This window comes from Rathayibacter sp. PhB1 (assembly GCF_004362935.1).
Taxonomy (GTDB): domain Bacteria; phylum Actinomycetota; class Actinomycetes; order Actinomycetales; family Microbacteriaceae; genus Rathayibacter; species Rathayibacter festucae.
Genome location: NZ_SNYD01000009.1, coordinates 1 through 25,110, shown reverse-complemented (window position 1 = coordinate 25,110; position 25,110 = coordinate 1). Strand labels below are relative to the sequence as shown.

Genomic DNA, 25,110 nt, shown 5'->3' with positions numbered 1-25,110 from the left:
GGGCTCCTTGTCGAGGAAGTGGGGGTGATCGTCAGGCTATCCAGTGCAGCCGTGCGCGGGCCGCGAGACACTCCTCCACACCGTCGCCCTCGCCGTGATCCTCCCCCGTCGGCGCAACTCCCTCCCCGGCGGCGGACGGGCGACGCCACCATGGAGTCATGACCCCCTCCTCGCAGCAGCTCGTGTCGGTGGGTGGGCGGCGTCTGCGGCTGACCAACCTCGACAAGGTGGTCTATCCGGAGGCGGGGTTCACCAAGGCCGACGTCCTCTCCTACTACGCGTCGGTCGCCTCCGCGATGCTGCCGCACCTCGCCCGCCGGCCGGTCACCCGCAAGCGCTGGGTCGACGGGGTCGGCACGGCGGAGGAGCCCGGCGAGGTCTTCTTCGAGAAGAACCTGCCCTCCTCCGCGCCCTACTGGCTCAGCCGGACGAAGCTCGCGCACTCCTCGCGCGACGTCGAGTACCCGCTCGTCGACGACGTCGCCGGGCTGACCTGGCTGGCCCAGCAGGCCGCGCTCGAGCTGCACGTGCCGCAGTGGCGGGTCGGCTCGGACGGCGAGCGGCGGCCGCCGGACCGGCTCGTGCTCGACCTCGACCCCGGTGAGGGGGCGGGGCTGGCCGAGTGCGCCGAGGTGGCGTTCCTGGCGCGGGACCTGCTGGAGGGGATGGGGCTCGAGCCGTTCCCGGTGACCAGCGGCAGCAAGGGCATCCACCTGTACTGCCCGCTGGACGCCTCCGCCTCGAGCGATCAGATCTCCTCGGTCGCGCACGAGCTGGCGAAGGTGCTCGAGGCCGACCACCGCGATCTGGTCGTCTCCGACATGAAGAAGACCCTGCGCGAGGGCAAGGTGCTCGTCGACTGGAGCCAGAACAGCGCCGCGAAGACGACGATCGCGCCGTACTCGCTGCGGGGACGGCTGCTGCCGCGGGTCGCCGCGCCGCGCACCTGGGAGGAGATCGGCGCGGCGGACCTGCGGCACCTCGCCCCGGACGAGGTGGTCGAGCGGCTGCGGAACGACGGCGACCTGCTGCGACCGGTGCTGGCCGCGCGCGGTGCGGGGCTCGAGCCGTCGCCGGAGCGGATGGCGGGTTTCGCGGCGACCGACGCCTCCGCCGACCGGCTGGCCGCCTACCGCAGCATGCGCGACGCCTCGAAGACTCCGGAGCCGGTGCCCTCGCCGGGGGCGGGGATCGCGACGTCGGGCGACACCTTCGTCGTGCAGGAGCACCACGCGCGACGGCTGCACTACGACTTCCGGCTGGAGCACGACGGCGTCCTGGTCAGCTGGGCCGTGCCGAAGGGGCCGCCGCTGGACGGCGACCCGAACCGGCTGGCGGTCCAGACGGAGGACCACCCGCTCGAGTACGCGACCTTCGAGGGCACGATCCCCGCGGGCGAGTACGGCGGCGGGGAGGTGCGGATCTGGGACGAGGGCACCTACGCCCTGGAGAAGTGGCGCGAGGGCGAGGAGGTGATCGCCGTTCTGACCGGTCGGCCGGACGGCGGGCTCGGCGGCGAGCCGCGGCGGTACGCGCTGCTGCACACCGGGGCGAAGGGCGGCAAGGGGGACGAGAAGAACTGGCTGCTGCACCTGATGGCGCCGGGGGCCGCGGCGCACGGGGAGAAGGCGCATGGGCGCGGTGTCGGGGTGCGGAAGGGCGGGGGGTCCTCCGGGGCGTCGGGGTCGTCGGGGTCCGGCGCGCCGGCGCCGTCCGCTTTCGCGCCGACCGATTCAGGAGCGTCGGGGTCCTCCGCGGCCGCGCCGATCACGGCGGCCGCCGCCTTTCGGCCGATGCTCGCCACCGCCGGCCGCGCGGCGGACATCCCCGGGGATTCCGCGATCGAGATGAAGTGGGACGGCTACCGCGCCCTGGTGCGGGTGGCGGGCGGAGCAGTGACCCTGACCAGCCGGAACGGCAACGACCTGACGGCCGCGTTCCCCGATCTGCTCGGTCCGATCGCCGAGGCGGCGGCGGTCGACTGCGTCCTGGACGGTGAGATCGTCGCGCTCGACGACCGCGGCCGGCCCGACTTCGGCCGGCTGCAGACCCGCGGCGGGCTGACCAAGCCGCGCGAGATCGAGGCGGCGGCGCGCGCGACTCCGGTGCACCTGATGCTGTTCGACCTGCTGGCGATCGACGGCACCGACGCGATCGGCCGCCCCTACGACGAGCGCCGCGCGGCCCTGGAGCAGCTGGCGACCGAGAACGAGCGCGTGCACGTGCCGTCGGTCTTCGACGGCGACCTGGAGGAGGCGATGTCGACGAGCCTCGCGCTCGGCCTGGAGGGCGTGGTCGCCAAGCGCCGGGACGCGGCGTACCGGCCGGGCGTCCGCTCCGGCGACTGGGTGAAGCTCACCCACCACCGCGTGCAGGAGGTGGTGATCGTCGGCTGGCGCGAGGGCGAGGGCGGCCTGGTGGGCTCGGTCGGCTCGCTGCTGACCGCGCTCCCCGGCGATGACGGCCTGGCCTACTCCGGCCGGGTGGGCAGCGGCTTCAGCGACCGCGAGCGCCGCGGCCTCGTCGACCGCCTCGCCGAGCACGCCACCGACGAGCCCGCAGTGTCCGTCCCGCCCGCCGAGTCCCGCGGCGTGCACTGGGTCGAGCCCGTCCTCGTCGGCGAGGTCCGCTACCGCGAGCGCACCTCCGGCGGCACCCTCCGCCAGCCCGTCTGGCGCGGCTGGCGCGCCGACAAGTCCGCCGCGGAGGTGCGCCTGGAGTGAGCGGGTGAGTCGCCCGAGAAGGCGCGGATCGCGGCCGGATTCGAGCCTTCTCGGGCGACTCGGGGCGTGGGCGGGCGGCTCGGAGGCGGCGCGGGTCAGTCGAGGCGGACGCCGCGGAGGAGGACGAGGGTGGAGCCGACGGCGACGCCGGTGCCGATGAGGACGCCGCCGGCGCCGGCCGCGGCGGCGATGGTGCCGAGGAGGGTGGGCAGGGCGATCAGGCCCATGCGGTTGCCGGCGAGGCGGAGGGAGAGGGCGCGACCGTGGCGGTCGGCGGGGGTGCGCTCGATCAGCCAGGACATGGTGATCGGCTGGCCGATGCCGAGGCCGAGGCCCAGCAGGGCGACGGCGACGAAGAGCAGCGCCGTGGGCGCGGGCAGGGCGGTGAGGATCAGGCAGACGGCGGAGACGACGATGCCGGCGACCATCACGCGGGTGCGGCCGAAGCGGGAGGTGGTCGCGCCGAGCAGGAGACGGGAGGCCATCGAGGCGAGGGCGCGGACGGTCAGCAGGGCGCCGACCACGCCCGCGGGGAGGCCGCGTTCCGCGCCGAGGGCGGGGAGGTAGACGACGGTCAGGTCGACGGCGGCGACGACGGTCGCGCTGGTGAGCAGGGCGCGGGCGAGGCCGGGGATCCGCAGCAGGCCGAATGTCGAGCCCTCGGACGGGGCCTCAGCGGTGGCGCGGGGTGCGGGCCGGGCGATCGCGGTGGTGACGGCGAGGAGGAGGACGGCGAGCGCGCCTCCGACGAGGAACAGCGGGGCCGGGTCGGGGCGGACGGCGCTGCCGGCGAAGACGGGGATGAAGGCGGGGCCGATCGCCTGACCGAGCGACGCGGCGAAGGTGTAGTAGCCGAAGCGGCTGTCGAGGCGGGTGCCGGCCGCTCCCCCGGCGACCACCGCCTGCTGGCCGACGACGCAGCCGAGGTGGCCGGCGCCGAGCAGGGCGGTGCCGCAGAGCAGGCCGACGAGGCCGCCGCCCGCGAGCAGCAGCAGGCCGGCGGCGGCGATCGTCAGCAGAGAGCCGCAGGCCATCACGAAGCGGGCGCCGACCCGGTCGACGAGGCCGCCGACGGGCAGCGCGATCAGCAGCGGCACCACCGCGAACGAGGCGCCGAGCGCCCCGAGCGCCCAGGCCGGCACGTCGAGCTGGATCGCCTGGTAGACGGCGGCCGGCCGCAGCAGGAAGGCGACGGCCTGGATGAGCACCGCGTGCGTCAGCAGCGCGCCGGTCGAGAGAGCCTGGCGGTCCGGCACGGCGCTCCCTCCCTCGGCGGGCGATCGCCCGCCGTCCATCCTGGCGCACCGCCGCACGGGAGCCCGCGCACACGATCGACGGCCCCGATGCGGTGAGCGAGAAGCCCGTTGGACTGAGTCGCCCGAGAAGGCTCGTTCTTGGGCGCGGGAACGGACCTTCTCGGGCGACTCAGCGCGCGAGAAGCGGGCTGTGCGGTGAGGCTCCGCTGGCCGCACTCGACGCGCAGCGACCCGAGCGCCGAGTCGCCCGAGAAAGCTCGTTCCCGGGCCGCAAAACGAGCCTTCTCGGGCGACTCAGCGGGTGCGGGGCTCCGTGTCAGGCAGAGGAGCGGTGATCCGGCAGGAACGGCTCCTTCGGCGGCGGGGAAGCAGCCGTTGGTGACGGATCGGGGGACACGGAGGGGCGGGCAGGAGCGCGGACGTCGGCGGGTCAGCGGTCGAGCGGCTCCGGGAGCGGCTGGGCGTGCTCCGGCAGGACGCCCAGGTGGTGGCGGCCGCGCAGGCGGAACCACGCCAGGCCGACGGTGACGACCGCGCCGACGACGATGAGGGCGATCCAGCGGAGGGGGCCGTCGCCGTAGACCTCGGTGCGGGGCCAGGCGAGGTTCACGGCCATCGCGGCGCCCCAGAGCACGGCGACGATGTTGATCGGCAGGCCCAGGCGGCCGAGCGAGAAGTAGCCGGCGGGCGCGTCGGCGGTGGGCCAGCGGCCGCGCAGGCGGCGCAGCAGCAGGGGCACGGTGACCAGGAGGTAGGCGAGGTAGATCAGGATGACGGCGACGCTCGTCACGGCGGTGAAGATCTCGGGGGTGCCGATGTTGACGACGAGGATCAGGACGGCCAGCACGCCGATCAGCACGGCCGGGGCGACCGGGGTGCGGCGGCGCGGGTCGACGCGGGCGAGCAGGGTGCTGCCGGGCAGGGCGTTGTCGCGGGCCATCGCGAAGACCAGGCGGATACCCGCGGTGTGCACGGCGAGCGCGCAGACGGTGATAGCGACGACGATGCAGCCGAGGAACACCGAGCCGAGCGGGCCGCCGAGCACCTGCAGGACCACCAGCTGCAGGCCGCCGGACGGGGAGCCGAGCGCCGGGTCGGCGAGATCGGGGGCGGCGAGGAGGCCGAAGAGGATGATCAGGCCGCCGAGAACGAACGAGGCGGTGATCGCGCGGAGGATCGCGGTCGGGGCGGTGCGCCGGGGGTCGACGGTCTCCTCGCCGAGCGAGCCGGCGGTGTCGAAGCCGTACATGACGTAGGCGGAGGCGATCGCGGCGATGAGGAAGGCGCCGAGGTAGCCGCCGGGGACGCCCTCGCCGCGGCCGGCCGTCTCGAGGACGACGCTCGGCGGATTCACCGCGTTGGCCGCGAGGACGACGACGAGCAGGACGGCGGCGACCAGCTCGATCAGCACGCCGACGCTGTTGATGCGGGCCATCAGCCGCACGCCGATCGCGTTGACGCCGGTCGTGAACGCCACCAGGATCGCGCCCCAGAGCACGGCGCTGACGCCGGCGCTCGTGCCGGTGCCGTCGCCGACGAGCTGGAAGCCGCGCCAGATCTGCGGGAGCGTGGTCTGGTAGGCGAGCACCACGGCGGCGAGCGAGACGACGGAGGCGAGCGCCATGATCCAGCCGGCGAGCCAGCTCACCGTCGGGCCGGCGAGGCGCTTGCTCCAGTTGTAGACGGAGCCGGCGACGGGGTAGCGCGCGGCCAGCTCGGCGAAGCAGAGTGCCACGGCGAGCTGGCCGGCGAAGACCATCGGCCAGGACCACCAGTAGGCGGGGCCGCCGTTCGCGTAGCCGAAGGAGAAGAGCTGGAAGGTGCCGGTCAGGATCGAGATGTAGCTGACCCCCGCGGCGAAGCTGCCGAAGCGGCCGATGCCGCGGGTGAGGGTCTGCCGGTAGCCGGACTCGGCCATCCCGTCGTCGGACATCCGCGCCTCCTCGCACGGGGTCGGGGGCGTGCGAGGTCAGGATGGCAGGCCGCGGCGGGACGTGGGGTGCGGGGGCATGGATGGGGGGGGGCAGCCCATGCTGATCGAGTAGGCCGCGGAGCGGGCGTCTCGAGATCCACCGGCGTCGAGAGGCGGGTCTGCAGAACCGATGTGCTGACGAGGGCGGGTCTCGATACGCCGCTGCGCGGCTACTCGACCAGCATGAAGGGCGCCGCTGCGCGGTTGCTCGACCAGCATGAAGGACGCCGCTGCGCGGTTGCTCGACCAGCATGAACGCGACGTGGCTGCACGGGTCGCATGGCCGGAGACGTGAGCGCGTCAGCTCCTCGCGCGGGTCGGCGGGCCGAAGACGAGGATCAGCTCGGCGGGGGCGTCCGACTCGTTGGCGACTCCGTGGTGGCTGCCGGCCGGGGCGTAGAGGGCGTCGCCCGCGCGCAGCACGGCGCTCTCGCCGTCGACGGTCATCACGACCTCGCCGAGCACGACCACGTAGAGCTCGTCGGAGCTGTCGGGCGAGCAGCTGCCGGGGTCGCCGGAGAGGTGCACGTGCTCGCCCTCGGAGGTGCCCGGCTCGAGGTGGAAGCGCATGACCGAGGCGGCCAGCGCCGTGGTCGAGCGGAAGTAGTACTCCAGGTCGAGCACGCCCGAGCCGCCGTAGAGCGGGCGGCGGCGCGCATCCTCACCGAGTCTCTGGATCTGCACGGGGTCCTCCTCCGAAGTCGGTCCTCATCAGCCTGCCGGACGCACGGCGCTCAGCCCAGGAGCGGCGCCGCGACCGGCGGTGTCACTCCGAAGGCCGACACGTCCTCGCTGGTCGCGCCGTCGAGGGCGAGCTCGGCGAGCACGCGGCCGATGGTGGGCGTGAACTTGAAGGCGTGCCCGGCGCCGAGCCCGACCAGGATGTCGGAGTGCTCGTCGAGCGGCCCGAGGACGAAGCGGCGGTCCGGCGTCAGCGCGTACTGGCAGGTGACGGTGCGCAGCACCTCGCCGGCGGTGGGCACCACGGCGCCGACGAAGCCGGTCAACTCCTCCAGCAGCTCGGCCGAGGGGACGAAGGTGCGCTCGCGCGGCGCCATCAGGTTGTCGGAGACGTCGCGCGCGGCCTTGATCGTCGGCTCGCCGTAGGTCGGGAAGCCGTAGAAGCAGTGCTCGTCCTCCCAGATCCAGACCGGGAAGCGCTCGCGGTCGAAGGTGCTCGGCTCGGCCGGCGCGAAGTAGCTGACCTGCTCCTGCATCGTGATGAGCGGGATCTCGGCGCCCAGCGGCGCGAGCAGCTCGTTCGTCCAGGCGTCCGCGGCGAGGATCACCTTGCCCGCGAGCACGTCGCCGCCCGCGGTGCGCAGGACGACCCCGTCCTCGCCGGGGAGCAGCGCCTCGACCGGCGTGCGGTCGCGGATCACGGCGCCGTGCTGCCGGGCCCGCAGCTGCAGCACGGCGACCGTGCGGGCGGCGTGCACGATGCCGGAGTCGGCGGTGTACACCGTCTGCGTGCCCTCGGGCAGCGAGAACTGCGGCCAGCGCGCGGTGACCTCGGCCGGCGTGAGCAGCTCGAACGGGACTCCGCTCTCGGTGAGGCTCGACCGGAACGCCTCGGCGGAGTAGGGGCTGCCGGCCGGGAAGAACACCAGCCCGCCGGTGATCGTGACGAGCGATTCGCCCGACTCCGCCTCGAGGTCGGCCCAGTCGAGGTACGCCGACTGCGCGAGCCGGACGTACTCGGGGGCGCCGTAGGAGGTGCGCAGGATGCGCGAGGTGTCGTGCGAGGCGCCGCGCACGTGGCCGAGCTCGAACTGCTCGAACGCGACGACCCGGGCGCCGCGGCGGGCCAGGTGGTAGGCGGCGGCGCTGCCGAGAGCGCCCATTCCGACGACGGCGACGTCGAACTTCTCGGGGGTGGACTCCTGGGCGGCGGTGTCCTCGGCGGCGGACGGGTTCATGGCGGCTCCTCGACGGGGATGCGGATGGCGCGGACGCGGGTCCACCCTAGGAACGGCGTCGGTCCCGCCCCTCGCGGAGACCCGCAGGACGCAATAGTCTGCGCTGCGGATTGCAGTTCTGCAGGAGGGGCGGCTCATGAGCGGACGCGTGACGACGGGCCTGCGGGTGGTGCGGCTGCTCGGCGAGCGGCCGGATCCGACGGCGCCGCTCGGGGTCGGCGCTCTCGCCGCCGAGCTCGGCGCGCCGCTCAGCTCGGTGTCGCGGCTGTGCGCGGAGCTGGAGCGGACGGGGCTGATCGAGCGCGGCGCGGACTACGGCAGCTACCGCCTGGGCGCGGTCGCCGTGCGGCTCTCGGGGCGGGCCGCGGCGCCGGTCGCGCGGTCGCTCCGCTTCGCTCTGACGCTCGCCGCGCAGCAGACCGGCGAGACCGTCGTGCTGGCGGCCGGGGCGCCCGGGGCGATGCGGGTGATCGGCAGCGTGCTCTCGTCGTGGACCCTGCACTCCCCCGCCGCGGTCGGCGAGCGGATCGACGACGCGGGGAGCGCGATCGCACGGGCGGCGGATCCGCTGGCCCTCGGCGACGACGCGGTCGCGGAGACGGCCGAGGGGCTGCGTGTGGAGATCGCGACGCCGCTGCTGACGCCCGCGGGCGAGTGCGCGGCGGTGCTGGCGGTGCGACTGCCGGCGGTCCGGCTGCGCGAGAACGGGCCGCGGATCCGGCGGGCGCTGGCCGTCGCGCGGCGGAGCATCGAGGCGGGGCTGAGCGGCTCGCGGGAGGCCGGCGTACGGAATGACACGGCCGACGGCGACGATCCGCCGATCTCCACCGCCCCTTCCGCCGGCGGCTCCACCCTCCACGCGGTGCTCCCTCTCCTCCAGCACCTCGCCGACGGACCGGACACCGCGGCCGGTGCCGCACGCGCGACCGGACTGCGCCGCGACCGCACCGGCCGGCTGCTCGAGGCCTGCGTCGCGGCGGGCGTGGTCGAGCGCGGCGGTGACGGGGAGCTCCGGATCGCCTGGGTCGTCCACGGCTGGTTCCGGGCGGCGGCCGCTCCGCTGATCGTGTCGCGCGGCGGACCGCTGGTCGCCGAGGCGGCGCGGAGTCTGCGCGCCTGCGCGTTCGTCACCGTGCTCGCGGGGATGCGCAGCCTCACGCTCGTGGAAGAACTCGAGCTGGCCGGCGACGGACTCGCGATGATCCCCTGGCTCGGCCGCGCCCACCCGATCGTCGGCTCGGACGGCGGCCCGACCATGCTGATGGACCTCGAGCCGGACGAGCTGACGCAGCTGTTCCCGGCCCGGCACACCCCGCGCGAGCTGGCCCGGTTCCTCCGCCGGATGCAGACCGTCCGCCGCGACGGCGTCCTCTCGATGCAGGCCTACGACGACGCCGGCATGGTCTCGATCTCGGCCCCGATCCGCGACGCGAGCGGCGCCGTCGTGGCGGCGGCCTGCCTGGTCGGGATGACCGACGACGTCACCGCGCGCTCACGTGAGCTCGAGCGGGCGGCGATCCGGCTGGCGGAGGCGGTGTCGGCGGTCCTGCACTGACGGTGTCCGCGTGCGGGCGTGCACAACTCAGGCTGGAAGCCCGGAGAACCGCGAATTCTCGACCGATCGCGCCTTCCAGCCTCAGTTGTGCACGCACCGGTCCTCTGGGGGAGCACGGACCTCCCTGTACAGAAGGCGATGTCCCTGCTGATCGACTGACCCGCGCAGCGGGCGTCTCGAGCGGAGGGAGCGCCTCGGGCGCCGGCGAAGGGCTGGGAGGAGACCGACGTCCTCGCGGTGGGCGGGTCTCGCTACGCCCCTGCGGGGCTACTCGACCACCATGACGCGGCGCAGCCGCGCCCTTTCCCTCACCACTGAGACGCGAAGCGGCTTCACCATCCCGAGGCGCCCCCGCGGGGCTGCTCGACCGGCACGAAGGGAGGCCGACTCGGCGTGGGCTCGCACGCAGGAGCGCGTCGTCGCCGGGCGAGTGGGAGCGGCTCCCGACGCGAGGGAGCGCACATCGCTCCGCCGGTCAGCGGCTCCGCTCCTGACGCGGGATCTGCGCGAGGTCGATGCCGAGGACGCTCCGGAGCTGCGCGGCGAACGCCCGCTCGAGGTCGGCGCAGACCGGGTCGCCCTCGGCCCAGATCCTCGCGGCCCGGCAGCTCTCCTCGATCCGCTCGGCGGTCGCGGACCGCCACCACTGCGGGTCGGCGGCTGCGGTGAGGAGGGTGCGGGCGTCCTCGACCTCGCGCCGGTACCGGGTGAGCAGTCCGCGCGTCCGCTCGGGGTCGGCCTTGGCGGCCCAGAGGTCGTCGATGTGGGACTGCAGTTCGGCGTCCCCGACGCGGCAGGCGTGGAGGACCAGCTCGCGCGCGTTCTCGAGTGGCGGGGTGCGGGTGTCGTCGAGGCCGGTCACGGTCACGGCCGTTCGCCGGCGATGCGTCGGTCTTCGGGGGGTCGGGGGTCCAGCAGAGTCGTCATCGAGATCCTTCGGCGCGCAGTCGGGGGCGGGGAGCGGCGGGGCCCGGCGACGTGCGTCCGACCGGTCGCGAGGGAGTGGGGGCTCTCCTGCGGCGGGCGAACGGTGCCCTCGTCGCCACGGCCCTGGGTCGGCGTCCGCGGGCGGGCGCCCTCTCGTGGGGCCGCGGGGGGATGCGACGACGGCCGACTCCGGATCCGCTCGTCGACGACGCTATCTGAACAACCCTTCAGACTTCGAGGTGTTGACAGGGCCCCGGATCCGCACGAATGGACCCGTACCGGGCTCCGGCGCTCTCGGAGCCCCCGCTCCGCGTCCAGTCGACGCGGCGCAGCACGCGTCGGCGTCAGGGTTCGCGGCCGGGAAGGCGCGCTGAGAGCTCCGCTGGAGTCTGCAGACCGGCCGTGCTGAGGACGGCGGGTCTCGATACGCCCCTCCGGGGCTACTCGACCAGCATGAACGGGGCGCCGCCGCTCATCGGAGCGATCACCTCGTCAGTGGGCGAAGCCCATGCTGATCGAGTAGCCCGCGGAGCGGGCGTATCGAGATCCATCAGCGTCAGAAGTCGAGTCTGCAGACTGCCCTGCCGACGACGGCGGGTCTCGATACGCCCCTGCGGGGCTGCTCGACCAGCATGACGCGGCGCAGCCGCGTCCTTTCCCTCACCGACGCGTCAGCGCGTCGTCGCCATCACGCGCAGGCGGCAGGCCAGCTCCAGGGCGAAGCGGGTGTCCGGGTCCTCGAGGTCCAGGGCCAGCGCCTGCTCGATGCGGCGCACGCGGTAGTTCACGGCGTTCGGGTGCAGCAGCAGCACCTCGCCGGCCCGGGCGAGGGAGTTGCGGTTGCTGAGGTACGCCAGCAGCGTGCGGACCGAGATGGCGGAGCGCTCGGCGCCGAGGGCGTCCAGCGGCGCGAGCACATCGTCGAGCAGGGCGCGGCTGAGCGGCGACGCGTAGAAGTCGAGCAGCACCCGGCGCAGGCCGGTCACGTCGGTGACCTCCACGGCCCCGAGACGACCGGCCGCGACAGCCGAGCCGGCGGTGATCCGCGCCTCCGTCGCCGACTGCCGGAGCCCCGAGGCGCCCGACTGCGGCGTGCCGAGCCCGACCGTGAACGTCCAGCCCTCCCCCGCGACCGCGCCGCCGTACGCGATCAGCCGCTCCGCCACGTCCCGCACCCGCCGCTGGTGGTCCGGCGCCCCCGACTCCTCCGAGGCCACCACCACCAGGTCGTCGTGGAAGACCGCCAGGTGCCAGACCTCGTCGCGGCCGTCGGTCAGCTGGAAGGCGTTCAGCTCGATCGCCGCGACCAGCGCGGCGGGGAGCCGGCGCTCGGCGTCCTCGCGGTGGCGCGGGGTGATCCAGGCGGCGGCGTGCGCGGAGGCGACCGGCAGCCCGGCCCGCGCGGCGTCCACCGCGAGGGCGTCGATGCGCGAGGACTCCGCCAGCAGCAGCTCGACCACGAGGTCGGCCCGGGAGCGCGCCGGGCCGAAGCGCACCTGCGACTCGCGCTGCAGCGCCCGCGACAGCAGGGCGGCGATCACGGGCAGCGCGATCACCGCCGCGGTCTCCGGCTGCTCGGCGACCAGCCGCCCGACCGCGACCTCGCCGATGCAGACCGCGTCGGGGTCGCTCCAGGTGACGGCCGGGTCCTCGATCATCCGCAGCTCGATCCCGAGCGCCGCCGTCGCCGCGTCGAGCACGGCCGAGCGCGCATCGAGCGGGTCGCCGTCGCAGGCGGCCCGGGCGGCGGCGATCGCCAGCTCGGCCCGGCCGAGCGCCTCGGCCGCCCCGCCGCGCAGCAGCCGGTCGATCGAGACGGCCAGCTCGGACGGCGGCGCGCTCGCGGTCAGCACCGGCAGCGCCCCGCGGTCGGCCAGCGAGCGCGAGGTCTCGGCCAGCGCCAGCTCGCCGACGAAGAGCAGCGCGGCGACCTCGGCCGCGATCGCCCGCCGGATGACGATGTCGATCTGGTACGCCCGCGGCTGCTCCGCGCCGTGCAGCACGATCACCAGGTGCCCGGGCAGCGCCTGCCCCACGTCCTCCAGCGCGAGCATTTCCACTCCGCCGAGCGAGACGCCCGCCGGGTCGCCCGCGCGGCAGACCATGCCGAACTGCTCGCCGTGCTCGAGGACGTGGAGGAGGGACGTCTGTGCCATGAGCACAATCATCGCCGTTTCCTCATGGTGACGGCACATTCCGCCCGCTTGCACCCCTGGCTAGCCTCGGAGCATGAGCTTCACGCCCCCGGCCGGACCGAGCCCCGTCCGCCTGATCACCCGCGACGACGTCGCTCCCCTGGCCGCCGGCTGCGCGGTCTTCGGCACCGGCGGAGGCGGCTCGGTGCACGGCGCCCAGCTCTCGGTCGAGAACGCGATCGAGGCGAACGGCCCGGTGCGCGTCGTCGGCGTCGCGGACCTCGGTCCGGACGACGCAGTCATCATCATGTCCGGGATGGGCGCCCCCTCGGTCGGCATCGAGATGCTCGGCTCGAGCAGCCAGGCGCACACGCTGCTGCGCGAGGTCGAGCGCCTGATCGGCCGCCCGGTCACCACCGTGATGGCGGCCGAGATCGGCGGCAGTAACGGCGTCGCGCCGGTCGGCTGGGCCGCGGAGCTCGGGCTCGCGGTGCTCGACGCGGACGGCATGGGCCGCGCGTTCCCGAAGGCCACGATGATCTCGATGAACGTCGCCGGGCTGCCGAGCGAGTTCGCGGTGATGAGCGACGTGGTCGGCAACGTCACCGTCCTCCGCACCGTCGACATCGCCTGGCTGGAGCGCCACGCCCGCGCCTTCACGGTCGCGGCCGGCGGCATCGCCCTCGGCGCGCACTACCTGCTCACCCACGAGACCGCCCCGGGCGCCGTGATCGAGGGCACCGTCAGCCGCGCGATCCAGGTCGGCCGCCGCCTGCTCGCCTCCGCCGACCCGGTGACCGACATCGCCGAGGAGCTCGGCGCGGCCGTGCTGATCGGCGGCAAGGTGATCGACATCGACCGCAGCACCGAGGGCGGCTTCACCCGCGGCTCCGTCACGATCGACGGCGTCGGCGCCGACCGCAGCCGGATGGTGCGGGTCGAGATCCAGAACGAGAACCTCGTGGTGATCGAGGACGGCGGCGTGGTCGTCAGCGTCCCCGACCTCGTCTCGATCCTCGACTCCGAGACCGGCGAGGCGATCTCGACCGAGATGCTCCGCTTCGGTCAGCGGGTCAGCGTGCTCGCCTGGGCCTGCGATCCGCTCTGGCGGACCCCGCGCGGGATCGAGCTGGCGGGCCCCGCCGCCTTCGACTTCGACTTCGACTACGTGCCGTTCGACGGCGCCGTGGCGGAGGTGGCCCGATGAGCGCCGCACTCCGCGACCTCTCCGTCGGCATCGACGTCGGCGGCACCAACACCGACGCCGTCGTGCTCGACGCCGACGGCGCCGTGACCGCCTGGACCAAGCAGGCCACCACCGAGGACGTCACCGGCGGCATCCGCGCCGCGCTCTCCGCGGTGCTCGGCGAGCTGGGCGCCGACCGCGACCGCGTCTCCCGCGTCATGCTCGGCACCACCCACGCCACCAACGCGATCGTCCGCCGCCGCGACCTCGGCCGCGTCGCGGTGATCCGCCTCGGCGCCCCCGCCTCGACCGAGTTCCCCTCGCTCTCCGGCTGGCCCGCCGACCTCCGCGACACCGTGCTCGCCGGCAGCCTGCTCGCCGGCGGCGGCCACCTGATCGACGGCTACCCGATCTCGCCGCTCGACGTCGACGGCGTCCGCCGCTTCCTCGACTCGCTCGAGGGCCGCTTCGACGCGGTCGCCGTCTGCGGGATCTTCAGCCCCTCCTTCCCGGAGCAGGAGCTCGAGGTCGCCGCGCTGGTCGCCGACCACGTCGGCGTCGACCTGCCCGTCTCGCTCAGCCACGAGATCGGCGCCCTCGGCCTGCTCGAGCGCGAGAACGCGACCGTGCTCAACGCCGCGCTGCACGGCATCGCCCGCGACGTCACCCAGGGCCTGCTCACCGTCGTCGACGAGGAGCGCCTCGACGCCGCCACCTTCTTCGCCCAGAACGACGGCACGCTGATGGCCGTCGAGTACGCGGCCCGCTACCCGGTGCTCACCATCGGCTCCGGGCCCGCCAACTCGATCCGCGGCGCCGCGTTCCTCTCCGGCGCCGACGACGCGATCATCATCGACATCGGCGGCACCACCAGCGACCTCGGCGTGCTCGTCGACCGCTTCCCCCGCGAGTCGACCCTGCCGCGCGAGATCGGCGGCGTCCGCACCAACTTCCGGATGCCCGACATCCTCAGCGTCGGGATCGGCGGCGGCACGATCGTCGACACGGCCACCGGCGTGCCGACCACCGACTCGGTCGGCTACCGGATCGCCCGCGAGGGCCTGCTCTTCGGCGGCGCGACCGCCACCCTCACCGACGCCGCCGCGATGCAGCTGCCCGGGATGATCCCCGGCCGGAGCCTCCCCGCGCTCGACCGCGCCACCCGCTCCACCCTCGGCAACGCCCTCGCCGTCGCGCAGGACCGGATCGAGTCGGCCGTCGAGCGGATGTCGCTCGGCCGCGTCGGCCTGCCGCTCGTGGTCGTCGGCGGCGGCGGCTTCCTGGTCCCGGACCACGTGCACGGCGCGAGCGAGGTGCTCCGCCCCGACCGCGGCAACGTGGCCAACGCCGTCGGCGCCGCGATCGCCCTGGCCGGCGGCCGCGCCGACCAGCTGTGCGACCACGTCGACCGCGCAGCCGCGATCGAGGCCGCCGGCCGGATCGCGATCGAGCGCGCGATCCAGGCCGGCGCCGATCCGCGGCTCGTCGAGATCGTCGACGTGCTCGAGACGCCGCTGTCGTACTCGGCCAGCGCGTCGCTCAAAGTCTCCGTGAAGGCCGCGGGCCCGCTGGCCCTGATCGGGAGTCCTGCACCACTCGCCCTGCATTCCCCGAAGGACGCATCATGACCCGTTCTCCCCGCACCACAGCGCTCCGAGTCCCGGCCGTCGCCGCGGGCTCGCTGGTGGCGCTGCTCGCCCTGAGCGCCTGCTCGGCCCCCGCCGGCGGCTCCGCGGCCGGCGCCGACCCCGTCTCGGGCGGCACCTTCTCCCTCGCGATCAACGACGACCCGGGCAGCCTCAACCCGTTCACCGGCGTCTCGCTCGTGCAGCGCGCGATGGTCACCTTCGGCTACGACTCGCTGGCCTACACGACCCCCGAGGGCGAGGTCGTGCCCTTCCTCGCCGAGAGCTGGGAGAGCACGCCCACCTCGATCTCGTACACGCTGAAGGACGGCATCACCTGCGCCGACGGCACCCCCTTCACCGCCGAGACGGCCGCGGCGAACTTCGCCTACCAGGCGAACGCCGACAACGGCACGTTCTGGTTCGGCTCGAACGTCACCGCCGACATGACGGCGACCGCGGACGGGAACGTCGTCACGGTCACCTCGACGGCGAACAACCCGTTCCTGCTCCAGGGCACCGGCAGCATCGAGATGGTCTGCCAGGCCGGCCTCGACGACCCGTCGACCCTGACCGACACCACCAACGGCACCGCGCTCTACGCGCTGACCGCCTCGAGCCCCGGCTCCGACTACACCTACACGAAGCGCGACGGCTACACCTGGGGCCCGGACGACGTCACCAGCGACACCGAGGGCCTGCCCGACGAGATCGAGGCGCGGGTGATCACCGACGAGGCGACCGCCGCGAACCTGCTGATCTCGGGCGAGCTCAACGCCGCCTCCGTCATCGGCGCCGACCGCCAGCGCCTCGACGCGGCGGGCCTGGACACCGAGGGCGTGCTCAACCCGATCGGCGAGATGCTCTTCAACGAGCGCGCCGACCGCCCCACCGCCGACGTCCGCGTCCGCCAGGCGCTGACCCTCTCGCTCGACCGCGACGCCGTGGGCGAGCTGGTCACCGACGGCAACGCCGTCGACTCGGTCTCGCTGGTCAACCAGATCCCGCTGACCTGCGTCGCCGGCGGCCCGGAGTGGACGCTGCCCGACACCGACGTGGAGGCCGCCGGCGAGCTGCTCGACGAGGCCGGCTACCCGCTCGGCTCCGATGGACTGCGCGCGAAGGACGGCGAGCCGCTGACCATCCGCTTCCTCTACGACGCCGGAACGCCCTCGCACGGCGCCGCCGCCGAGGAGGTCCAGCAGGAGTGGAACGAGCTCGGCATCACGACCGACCTGGTCGCCGAGGACTCGGCCGGCTGGTCGACCGACCTCTACCAGAGCTACGACTGGGACACCGGCTTCATCCAGCTCGCCCCTTCGAGCCCCGTGGTGCTGAGCCTGTTCTTCCTCGGTGAGACGAGCGAGAACGGCGGCTACAACTTCATGGGCGTCTCGAACCCGGAGTACAACGCCCTCGCGACGCAGGCGCTCAGCGCCGGCAGCGCCGACGAGGCCTGCGGCGTCTGGAAGCAGGCCGAGGCCGAGCTGATCGAGCGGGTCGACGTCTTCCCGCTCGCCGAGACGGAGTCGCCGATGTACGTCAAGGGCGCGACCCTCGAGCGTCCCGGCACCGTCGCTCCCACCACGATCCGGATGCAGGGCTGACCATGACGATCCCCTCGGTGCGACCCACGGCCCCGCTGTCACCGGCCTCCCCGCCGAGCGCGCCCGCGGCCGGTCCGCGCCGGGGGGATCGTCTGCTCGGCGTGGTCGGATCCCCGCGCCTCGCCTTCCTGCTCAAGCGGTTCGCCCGCGCGGCGGTCTCGCTGGTGATCGTCCTGATCGCCTCCTTCTTCATGGTCCACTTCGTGCCCGGCGACCCGGTGCGCGCGGCCCTCGGCCCGACGGCGCCGGCCGAGACCGTGGCGGTGCTGCGGAGCACCCTCGGCCTCGACCTGCCGATCGGCCAGCAGTTCGCGAACTACCTCGGCGGGCTGCTGCGCGGCGACCTCGGCACCTCGATCAGCACGCAGCGCCCGGTCGGCAGCACGCTGGCCGAGCGGCTGCCCGCCACGCTGATGCTCTCGGTCGTCGCCTTCGCGGTCGCCGCGCTCGGCGCGTTCCCGATCGGCGTCGCGACGGCCGTCTCGGCCCGCGCCGGCAAGCACCGCACGCTCGACCTCGGCGTCTCGGGCCTGCTCGGCGTCGTGATCGCGATCCCGAACTTCCTGCTGGCGGTCGTGCTGATCTGGCTGTTCAGCATCGTCGTGCCGCTCGCGCCGTCCGCGGGCTGGGGCGGCCCGGAGTACGCGGTGCTGCCGGTGCTCGCGCTCGCCATCGGCCCGCTCGCCTACCTCGCGCGCATCGTGCACGTCGAGATGGTGCGGGTGCTCGAGGCGCCGTACCTCACCACCGCGCGCAGCAAGCGGCTGCCGGGGCACCTGCTCTACCTCCGGCACGCGCTGCCCAACATCGTCACGGCGACGCTGACCGCGGGCGGAGTCGTGCTCACCGGCCTCGTCGCCGGCACGGTGCTGATCGAGACGGTCTTCGTCATCCCGGGCATCGGATCGACGATCGTCTCGTCGATCACCACCAAGGACTACCCGCTGATCCAGGGCATCGTGCTGATGTACGCCGTCCTGGTCCTCGCCGCCAACCTCGTCATCGACCTGCTGCTCGCCGCGCTCGACCCGCGGTCGGCCATCGCGGAGGCCTGAGCCATGAGCACTGCATCCCGTTCCGCCCGCCCGTCCCTGGCCCACCGGCTCCCGGAGTCGCTGCGCACCCCGCAGGGCGTCGCCGCCGCCGTCGGCCTCGTCCTGGTGATCCTCGCGACCGTCCTCGGCCCGATCCTCTTCGGCGACCTCGCCACCGAGCGCTCGATCGCCGACCGCCAGCAGGGCGCGAGCCTCGCGCACCCCTTCGGCACCGACGACCTCGGCCGCGACCTCCTCGCCCGCGTCGTCGTCGCCACCCGGGTCTCGGTGCTGCTCACCCTCGGCGCGACCGGCATCTCGGTCGTCGGCGGCGTGCTGCTCGGCGTCGTCGCGGTGCTGCTGCCCCGCCTGCTGCAGCGGCTGATCGCCGGCCTCATCGACATCCTGCTGTCCTTCCCCTGGCTGCTGCTCGCGCTGTTCTTCTCGGTGATCTGGGGCACGACCGCGGTCGGCGCGATGCTCGCCGTCGGCTTCGCCGGCATCCCGGTCTTCGCGCGGCTCACCAGCACGCTCGCGGCCTCGGTGTCGTCCAGCGACTACGTGCGCGCCGCCGGGATGCTCGGCAGCCGCCCGCTGCGCACGACCGTCCGGCACGTGGTGCCGAACATCCTGCCGCCGCTGCTGGTCAACTCGGCCGCGCACGCCTCCGTCACGCTGCTCTCCTTCGCCGCGCTGTCCTTCCTGGGCCTCGGCGTCCAGGCGCCCGAGTACGACTGGGGCCGGCTGCTCAACGAGGGCGCCAAGCGGATCTACGTCGACCCGATGGCCGCGATCGGCCCCGGCATCGCCGTGGTGCTGGTCGGCGTCGTCTTCGCGCTGCTCGGCGAGGTCTTCAGCGAGTCGTCCTCGCGCCGCCGCCCGGCCAAGGCCGTGAAGCGCCGGCGCTCGGACGAGGTCGTCGCGCCGGTCACCGACGGCATGCCCGTCGTCGAGGTGTCCGGGCTGCGCGTGGCGTTCCCCGGCCGCGACGGGGCGATGACCGAGCGCGTGCACGGCGTCGACCTGACGATCCTGCCCGGCGAGACGGTCGGCATCGTCGGCGAGAGCGGCTCGGGCAAGTCGGTCACGGCGAGCGCCGTCGCCGGGCTGCTCGGCCCCGACGCGCTGGTCACCAGCGAGCAGCTCGTCTTCCGCGGCATCGACATGACCGCGGTGCCCAACGCCGCCGAGCGCCGCCGCCTCGGTCTCGAGCAGGCGATGATCTTCCAGGACCCGCTGACCTCGCTCAACCCGGCGCTCACCATCGGCCGCCAGCTGCGCGAGGCGAGCGAGGTGCACGCCCGCACCCCGCGCGCCGAATCGCTGCGCCGCGCGATCGACAAGCTCAACCTGGTGCGCATCCCGGACGCCGAGAAGCGCGTCGGCCGGCTGCCGCACGAGTTCTCCGGCGGCATGCGGCAGCGGGCGATGATCGCGATGGGCCTGATGGGCACGCCGCGGCTGCTGATCGCGGACGAGCCGACCACCGCGCTCGACGTCACGGTGCAGCGGCAGGTGATGCAGGCACTGCGCGAGGCGCAGACCGCGACCGGAGCGGCGATCCTCTTCATCTCGCACGACATCGCGCTGGTCAGCGGCTTCTGCGACCGGATCGTGGTGATGCGCGACGGCCGGGTGGTCGAGGAGATCGCGGCCGATCGCCTCGACGAGGCGCGGCACCCCTACACGCGCGGGCTGATCGCCTGCGTGCCGGACATGGCGACCGACCGGAGCGCGCTGCTCCCGGTGATCGCGGCGATCGACGAGGAGCCGCCTTCCGCGGACCGGACCGCCCACGACGAGCCCGCCCACGACCGGCCCGCCCACGACCAGGAGGCACTGACCGCATGAGCGAGCTGCGCTACGAGGCGGTGACCGTGCGCTTCGGCCACGGCCGCTCCGCGACCACGGCCGTCGACGCCGTGGACCTGACGGTCCGGCCCGGCACGACCCACGGACTGGTCGGCGAATCCGGCTCCGGCAAGTCGACGGTCGCCCGGGTCGCGGTCGGCCTCACCCCGCTGCACTCCGGCCGGATCCTGCTCGACGGCGTCGACATCACCAGCCGCGAGCCGTCGGCCCGGGCCGCGCGCCGCCGGGTGCAGATGGTGTTCCAGGATCCGCTGTCGGCACTCGACCCGCGGATGAGCGTCGGCGCCTCGATCGCCGAGGGCCTCCTCGCGACCGGCCGGCGCCACTCCGCCGCCGCCCGCGACGACCGCGTCCGCGAGCTGCTCGATCTGGTGCACATCGACCCGGCGCGCGCCGACGACCGCCCGACCGCCTTCTCCGGCGGGCAGCGCCAGCGGATCACCATCGCTCGGGCGCTGGCCGCCGAGCCGCAGGTGCTGATCGCCGACGAGATCACCTCGGCGCTCGACGTCTCGGTGCAGGGCGTGGTGCTCAACCTCCTCCGGGAGCTGCAGCAGAGACTCGACCTCACGATGCTCTTCATCTCGCACAACCTCGCCGTCGTCCGCTACGTCAGCGACGAGGTCTCGGTGATGCGCGGCGGGCGCCTCGTCGAGCACGGCACGACCGACACCGTGCTGTCCGATCCCGCCGACCCGTACACGAGGCAGCTGCTCCGGGCCGTGCCCGTGATGGGCCGGCCTCTCGACCTGGAGGACGCATGACCGAGCTCCTGATCCGCTCCGCTCGCTTCGCGGGGCAGGACGCCCCCGCCGACCTGCTGCTGCGCGACGGCGCGATCGCCGAGATCGCCCCGGTCGGCACGCTGCCGAGCAGCACCGAGGCCCTCGACGCCGACGGCCGCTTCCTCGCGCCCGGCTTCTGGGACGCGCACGTGCACTTCACCCAGTGGGTGGTGCGGAGGCAGCGGGTCGACCTCGCGCCCGCGGCGAGCGCCGCCGAGGCCGTGGCGATCATGCGCGCGGCGCTGCCGGTCCGCGAGGACGCCGTGCTGATCGGCTACGGCTTCCGCGACGGCCTCTGGACGGACGCTCCCACCCGCGCGGCACTCGACGCGATCGCGCCCGACCGCCCGGTCGTCCTGATCAGCGGCGACCTGCACTGCGGCTGGCTCAACAGCGCGGCCGGTCGGCGCTTCGGCCTGTCGATCCCGGAGGACGGGGTGCTGCGCGAGACGGAGTGGATCGGCACGCTCGACCTGATCGACACGGTCGGCCTGCCCGCCGTCGCCGCCTACCGCGAGACCGCCGAGGCCGCCGCGGCCCGCGGAGTCGTCGGCATCGTCGAGTTCGAGAACGCCGACAACTCCCGCGCCTGGCCGGCCCGCATCGCGGAGGGCGTCACGTCCCTGCGCGTCGAGACCTCGGTCTGGCCCGACCGGCTCGACGACGCGATCGCCCGCGGGCTGCGCACCGGCGACGCACTCGATCCGGCCGGCCTCGCCCGGATGGGCCGCCTCAAGATCGTCGTCGACGGCTCGCTGAACACCCGCACCGCCTACTGCTTCGACCCCTACCCCGGGATCGCCGCCGACCACCCGCACCCCTGCGGCGTGCTGAGCGTCGCGCCCGAGGAGGTGGAGGGCCTGCTGGTCCGCGCCCGCGACGCCGGCATCCTCCCGGCCGTGCACGCGATCGGCGACCGCGCGAACGCCGAGGTGCTCGACGTCTTCGAGCGGCTCGGCCTCGCGGGCACGATCGAGCACGCCCAGCTCGTCGCGGCCGAGGACTTCGCCCGCTTCGGCCGCCTCGGGCTCGTCGCGAGCGTGCAGCCGGAGCACGCGATGGACGACCGCGACGTCGCCGACCGGCACTGGGCCGGCCGCACGGACCGCTCCTTCGCCTTCGCCTCGCTGCACGCGGCCGGAGCGACCCTCGCCCTCGGCTCCGACGCGCCCGTCGCCCCGCTCGACCCGTGGATCTCGCTGGCCGCGGCGGTGAGCCGCCGCCGTGACGGCCGCGAGGCCTGGCACCCGGCCGAGCGGCTGCCGTTCGACGTCGCGCTCGCGGCGAGCACCCGCGGGGCGACCGTCGCCGTGGGAGCCGCGGCCGACCTCGTGCTGCTCGACCACAACCCGGCGACCGCCGACGACGCGGAGCTGCGCACGACACCCGTCGCCGCGACCCTCCTCAGCGGCCGGCCGACCTGGTCCGCGCTCTGACGGACTCTCCTCCACAGGGCCGTGCAGGACCGGTCTCCTCCACAGGCCGTCTCTCCTCCACAAGCCGCGCAGGCCGCTCGTTCTCCGCAGCCACTCCCTCCTCCCCGACAGGACCCTCCCGCCATGCCCCTGATCACCACCCCGGCCGGCGTCGCCGTGCACTACGAGACGACGGGCGACCCCTCCGGCCGCCCGCTCGTCCTGCTGCACGGCGGCGGCGCCCAGCTGATCGGCTGGGACGACCGCTTCTGCGAGCTGCTCGCCGAGCACGGCTTCTTCGTCGTCCGCACCGACAACCGCGACGTCGGCCTCAGCCAGGCGACCGGCGGCCCCGAGGACACCACGGCCGGCTACGACCTCGCCGACATGGCGCTCGACGTCGTCGCCGTGCTCGACGAGCTCGGGATCGCGCGCGCGCACCTCACCGGCATGTCGATGGGCGGCTACATCGCGCAGCTCGTCGCGATCCTGCACCCGGAGCGGGTCGCCTCGCTCGGCCTGATGTCGACCTCGCTCAGCTCGGCGCCGGAGTTCCTGGTCGGCGAGCACACCGGCGAGCCGATCAGCGAGGTCCCGGAGTCGCTCGACCGCGACGCCTACATCGCGATGTTCGTCGGCGGCCAGCGGCACTACCAGTCGCCCGGCTTCCCCTTCGACGAGGCGGCGAGCGCCGCCCTCGGCGCCCGCTACTACGACCGCGCCTACACGCCGACCGGGCTGATCCGGCAGTGGAACGCGCTGCTGCGCGGACCGCTCGAGCGGCGGGAGGCGATGGCGAAGGTCACCGTGCCGGTCGCTGTGATCCACGGCCGCGGCGACCAGAGCCTGCACTGGAGCGCCGCGCTCGAGACCGCGCGGATCCTGCCCCAGGCCGAGCTGCACCTCTACGAGGAGATGGGTCACGACATCCCGGTGGAGCTCTGGCCCGAATTCGCTGCGATCCTGGCTCGGACCGCCGCCCGCGCCGAGAGGACCGCCGATGCGTGAGAGCACCGAGTACGCGATGACCGACCCCGCCGAGATCCGCGCGCTGATCCGCGCGACGCCCTGGGCGACGATGGTCAGCGCGACCGAGGACGGCGTCGTCGTCTCGCACTACCCGTTCCTGCTGGAGGAGCCGCTCCCCGGCGCCGATCCCGACGAGCTCGTCCTGGTCAGCCACGTCGGCCGGCCCGACGAGCGCGCCCACCGGCTCGGCGAGTCCGAGCTGGCCGTGGTCTTCCAGGGCCCGCACGGCTACGTCTCGCCCAGCTGGTACGGCGTCACGCGGGCGGTGCCGACCTGGAACTTCGCCGCCGTGCACGTCTGGGGCGTGCCCGAGCTGCTCGGCGACGAGGAGAACCTCGCCGTGCTCGAGCGGCTCGTCGACCACTTCGAGGACGAGCTGCCCGAGCCGTTCCGCCTGCGGATCAGCGCCGAGAACGCGGTCTACGCCGAGCGGATCGTGCACGGCACGGTCGGCTTCCGGCTCCGGGTCACCCGGCTCGAGGCCAAGGAGAAGATGAGCCAGGACAAGCCGGTCGAGGTCGTCGACCGGGTCACGACGGCGCTCGACGCGCCGGGGCCGTACTCGAACCCCGCGCTCGCCGAGCGGATGCGCCGCGTGCACGCCTCGATGCGGCCGGAGACCCCGCAGTGATCCCCGGCCTCCACGACGATCTGGTGCGCCTGCGCCGTCGCCTGCACGCCGACCCCGAGCTCGGCCTCGCCCTCCCGCGCACCCAGGCGCTGCTGCTCGAGGAGCTGGCGCCGCTCGACCTCGAGATCACGACCGGCCGCGGCCTCGGCTCGATCACCGCCGTCCTCCGCGGCGGCCGCCCCGGACCGGTCGTCCTGCTGCGCGCCGACATGGACGCGCTCCCCGTCGTCGAGGCGACCGGCCTGCCCTTCGCCGCGACCAACGGAGCGATGCACGCCTGCGGCCACGACCTGCACATGGCCGGGCTGATCGGCGCGGCCCGCCTGCTCGCCGCCCGGCGCGACGAGCTCGCCGGCACCGTCGTGCTGATGCTCCAGCCCGGCGAGGAGGGCTTCGCCGGCGGCCGCCTGATGATCGAGGAGGGCGTGCTCGACGCCGCCGGCGAGCGCCCGGTCGCCGCCTTCGCGATGCACGTCGACTGCTCCACCGACTCCGGCCTCTTCGTCACCCGCTCCGGCCCGATGATGGCGAGCGCCAGCGGCATGCGGATCACCGTGACCGGCACCGGCGGGCACGCCGCGTTCCCGCACCTCGCCGTCGACCCGATCCCCGCGGCCGCCGCGCTGGTGCAGGCCCTGCAGACCTTCGTCGCCCGCCGCGTGCCGGCGACCGACCCCGCCGTCGTCTCGGTCGTGAGCATCGTCAGTGACTCGACCGCGCCCAACGTCCTCGCGGCGCGGGTCGAGCTGATGCTCAACATCCGCACGCTCTCCCGCGACACCTTCGCCCTCGTCCGCTCCTCGCTCGCCGAGCTGGCCGCCGGCGTCGCCGCGGCGCACGGCTGCGGCGTCGAGACCGAGTTCATCGACTCCTACCCCGTCACCCACAACGACCCGGAGGAGACCGAGCGCGTGATCGCCGCGCTCACCGCCCGCCACGGCGCCGACCGCGTGCTCCGCCTCCCCGCGCCGTCGATGGCGTCGGAGGACTTCGCCTACGTCCTCGACGAGATCCCCGGCACGCTCCTCTTCCTCGGCACCCGCCCGCCCGGCGTCCCGGCGGAGGGAGCGCCGTCGATGCACTCCGAGTCCGCCGTCTTCGACGACGCGCTGCTCGGCCTGCACGCCGAGACCCTCGCCCAGCTGGCCCTCGACCGCTGCACGCTGATCGAGTAGCCCGAGCAGCGGGCGTCTCGAGATCCCGTCGAACAGCGTGCAGGTCTCCTCAGAAAAATCACCTAGTAGGCATGGGAGAACCATGCTGATCGAGTAGCCCGCGGAGCGGGCGTATCGAGATCCACCACCGTCAGAACGCGAGTCTGCAGACCCGCCCTGCTGACGACGGCGGGTCTCGATACGCCCCTGCGGGGCTACTCGACATTGAGAATGGTGGTGTGGTGCGGGAGGGTGTCTGACCTTCTACTCGACGGACCGCCTCGC

General features: G+C 74.1%; 18 protein-coding genes. 12 read left to right on the top strand and 6 right to left on the bottom strand.

All coding sequences use genetic code 11. The features are described 5' to 3' along the window. The first annotated feature begins 158 nt into the window (after positions 1-158). Positions 159-2,723: an ATP-dependent DNA ligase gene (locus EDF17_RS18120; protein WP_123448040.1), complete on the top strand. Its 2,565-nt coding sequence runs from the start codon at positions 159-161 to the stop codon at positions 2,721-2,723. Between the two features lie 95 nt (positions 2,724-2,818). Here EDF17_RS18120 and EDF17_RS18115 read toward each other — a convergent pair whose 3' ends face one another. From EDF17_RS18115 to solA, 4 genes are all read right to left on the bottom strand, one after another. After that, on the bottom strand, positions 2,819-3,979 hold the full coding sequence (locus tag EDF17_RS18115; protein ID WP_243732964.1) for an MFS transporter: 1,161 nt from the start codon (positions 3,977-3,979) through the stop codon (positions 2,819-2,821). Between the two features lie 430 nt (positions 3,980-4,409). After that, positions 4,410-5,912, bottom strand: coding sequence for an amino acid permease (locus tag EDF17_RS18110; protein ID WP_123448038.1), 1,503 nt, complete (start codon positions 5,910-5,912; stop codon positions 4,410-4,412). 339 nt (positions 5,913-6,251) lie between these two features. Next, on the bottom strand, positions 6,252-6,635 hold the full coding sequence (locus EDF17_RS18105; RefSeq protein ID WP_123448037.1) for a cupin domain-containing protein: 384 nt from the start codon (positions 6,633-6,635) through the stop codon (positions 6,252-6,254). 50 nt (positions 6,636-6,685) lie between these two features. Further along, positions 6,686-7,870, bottom strand: a complete 1,185-nt coding sequence (solA, locus tag EDF17_RS18100; RefSeq protein WP_166649738.1) for an N-methyl-L-tryptophan oxidase — start codon at positions 7,868-7,870, stop codon at positions 6,686-6,688. Between the two features lie 136 nt (positions 7,871-8,006). On the opposite strand from solA, the gene EDF17_RS18095 reads away from it, so the two are divergent. Continuing rightward, the gene (locus EDF17_RS18095) at positions 8,007-9,425 is read left to right on the top strand and encodes a helix-turn-helix domain-containing protein (RefSeq protein WP_123448035.1); all 1,419 of its coding nucleotides are present in this window, start codon (positions 8,007-8,009) and stop codon (positions 9,423-9,425) included. 475 nt (positions 9,426-9,900) lie between these two features. Here EDF17_RS18095 and EDF17_RS18090 read toward each other — a convergent pair whose 3' ends face one another. After that, positions 9,901-10,293, bottom strand: a complete 393-nt coding sequence (locus EDF17_RS18090) for a hypothetical protein (RefSeq protein ID WP_123448034.1) — start codon at positions 10,291-10,293, stop codon at positions 9,901-9,903. Between the two features lie 730 nt (positions 10,294-11,023). Further along, on the bottom strand, positions 11,024-12,508 hold the full coding sequence (locus EDF17_RS18085; protein ID WP_208110650.1) for a PucR family transcriptional regulator: 1,485 nt from the start codon (positions 12,506-12,508) through the stop codon (positions 11,024-11,026). A 73-nt stretch (positions 12,509-12,581) separates the two neighbouring features. Between EDF17_RS18085 and EDF17_RS18080 the strand changes: the two genes are divergently transcribed. From EDF17_RS18080 to EDF17_RS18035, 10 genes are all read left to right on the top strand, one after another. Beyond that, entirely contained in the window at positions 12,582-13,694 is a 1,113-nt protein-coding gene (locus EDF17_RS18080; protein WP_208110649.1) for a DUF917 domain-containing protein, read from the top strand. Next, a complete protein-coding gene (locus tag EDF17_RS18075) occupies positions 13,691-15,301 on the top strand; it encodes a hydantoinase/oxoprolinase family protein (protein WP_123448033.1) in 1,611 nt (536 codons plus the stop codon). Before EDF17_RS18080 ends, EDF17_RS18075 begins: the two co-directional genes overlap by 4 nt. After that, entirely contained in the window at positions 15,298-16,905 is a 1,608-nt protein-coding gene (locus EDF17_RS18070) for an ABC transporter substrate-binding protein (RefSeq protein ID WP_123448032.1), read from the top strand. Before EDF17_RS18075 ends, EDF17_RS18070 begins: the two co-directional genes overlap by 4 nt. A 101-nt stretch (positions 16,906-17,006) precedes the next feature. After that, positions 17,007-17,960 carry an ABC transporter permease gene (locus tag EDF17_RS18065; protein WP_208110648.1) on the top strand — a complete coding sequence of 318 codons (954 nt, stop codon included), beginning with the start codon at positions 17,007-17,009 and terminating at the stop codon, positions 17,958-17,960. Between the two features lie 3 nt (positions 17,961-17,963). Next, the gene (locus tag EDF17_RS18060; RefSeq protein WP_123448030.1) at positions 17,964-19,790 is read left to right on the top strand and encodes a dipeptide/oligopeptide/nickel ABC transporter permease/ATP-binding protein; all 1,827 of its coding nucleotides are present in this window, start codon (positions 17,964-17,966) and stop codon (positions 19,788-19,790) included. Then, positions 19,787-20,575 (top strand): ATP-binding cassette domain-containing protein, encoded by a 789-nt coding sequence (locus EDF17_RS18055; protein ID WP_123448029.1) that lies wholly within the window; start codon positions 19,787-19,789, stop codon positions 20,573-20,575. Before EDF17_RS18060 ends, EDF17_RS18055 begins: the two co-directional genes overlap by 4 nt. Beyond that, on the top strand, positions 20,572-22,032 hold the full coding sequence (locus EDF17_RS18050) for an amidohydrolase family protein (RefSeq protein WP_123448028.1): 1,461 nt from the start codon (positions 20,572-20,574) through the stop codon (positions 22,030-22,032). Before EDF17_RS18055 ends, EDF17_RS18050 begins: the two co-directional genes overlap by 4 nt. Positions 22,033-22,155: 123 nt before the next feature. Beyond that, positions 22,156-23,019, top strand: coding sequence for an alpha/beta hydrolase (locus EDF17_RS18045; protein WP_123448027.1), 864 nt, complete (start codon positions 22,156-22,158; stop codon positions 23,017-23,019). Continuing rightward, positions 23,012-23,671, top strand: coding sequence for an FMN-binding negative transcriptional regulator (locus tag EDF17_RS18040; protein ID WP_123448026.1), 660 nt, complete (start codon positions 23,012-23,014; stop codon positions 23,669-23,671). Before EDF17_RS18045 ends, EDF17_RS18040 begins: the two co-directional genes overlap by 8 nt. After that, positions 23,668-24,846 carry a M20 family metallopeptidase gene (locus tag EDF17_RS18035; protein ID WP_208110647.1) on the top strand — a complete coding sequence of 393 codons (1,179 nt, stop codon included), beginning with the start codon at positions 23,668-23,670 and terminating at the stop codon, positions 24,844-24,846. The genes EDF17_RS18040 and EDF17_RS18035 overlap by 4 nt, the downstream gene beginning before the upstream one ends. Positions 24,847-25,110: the final 264 nt, after the last annotated feature.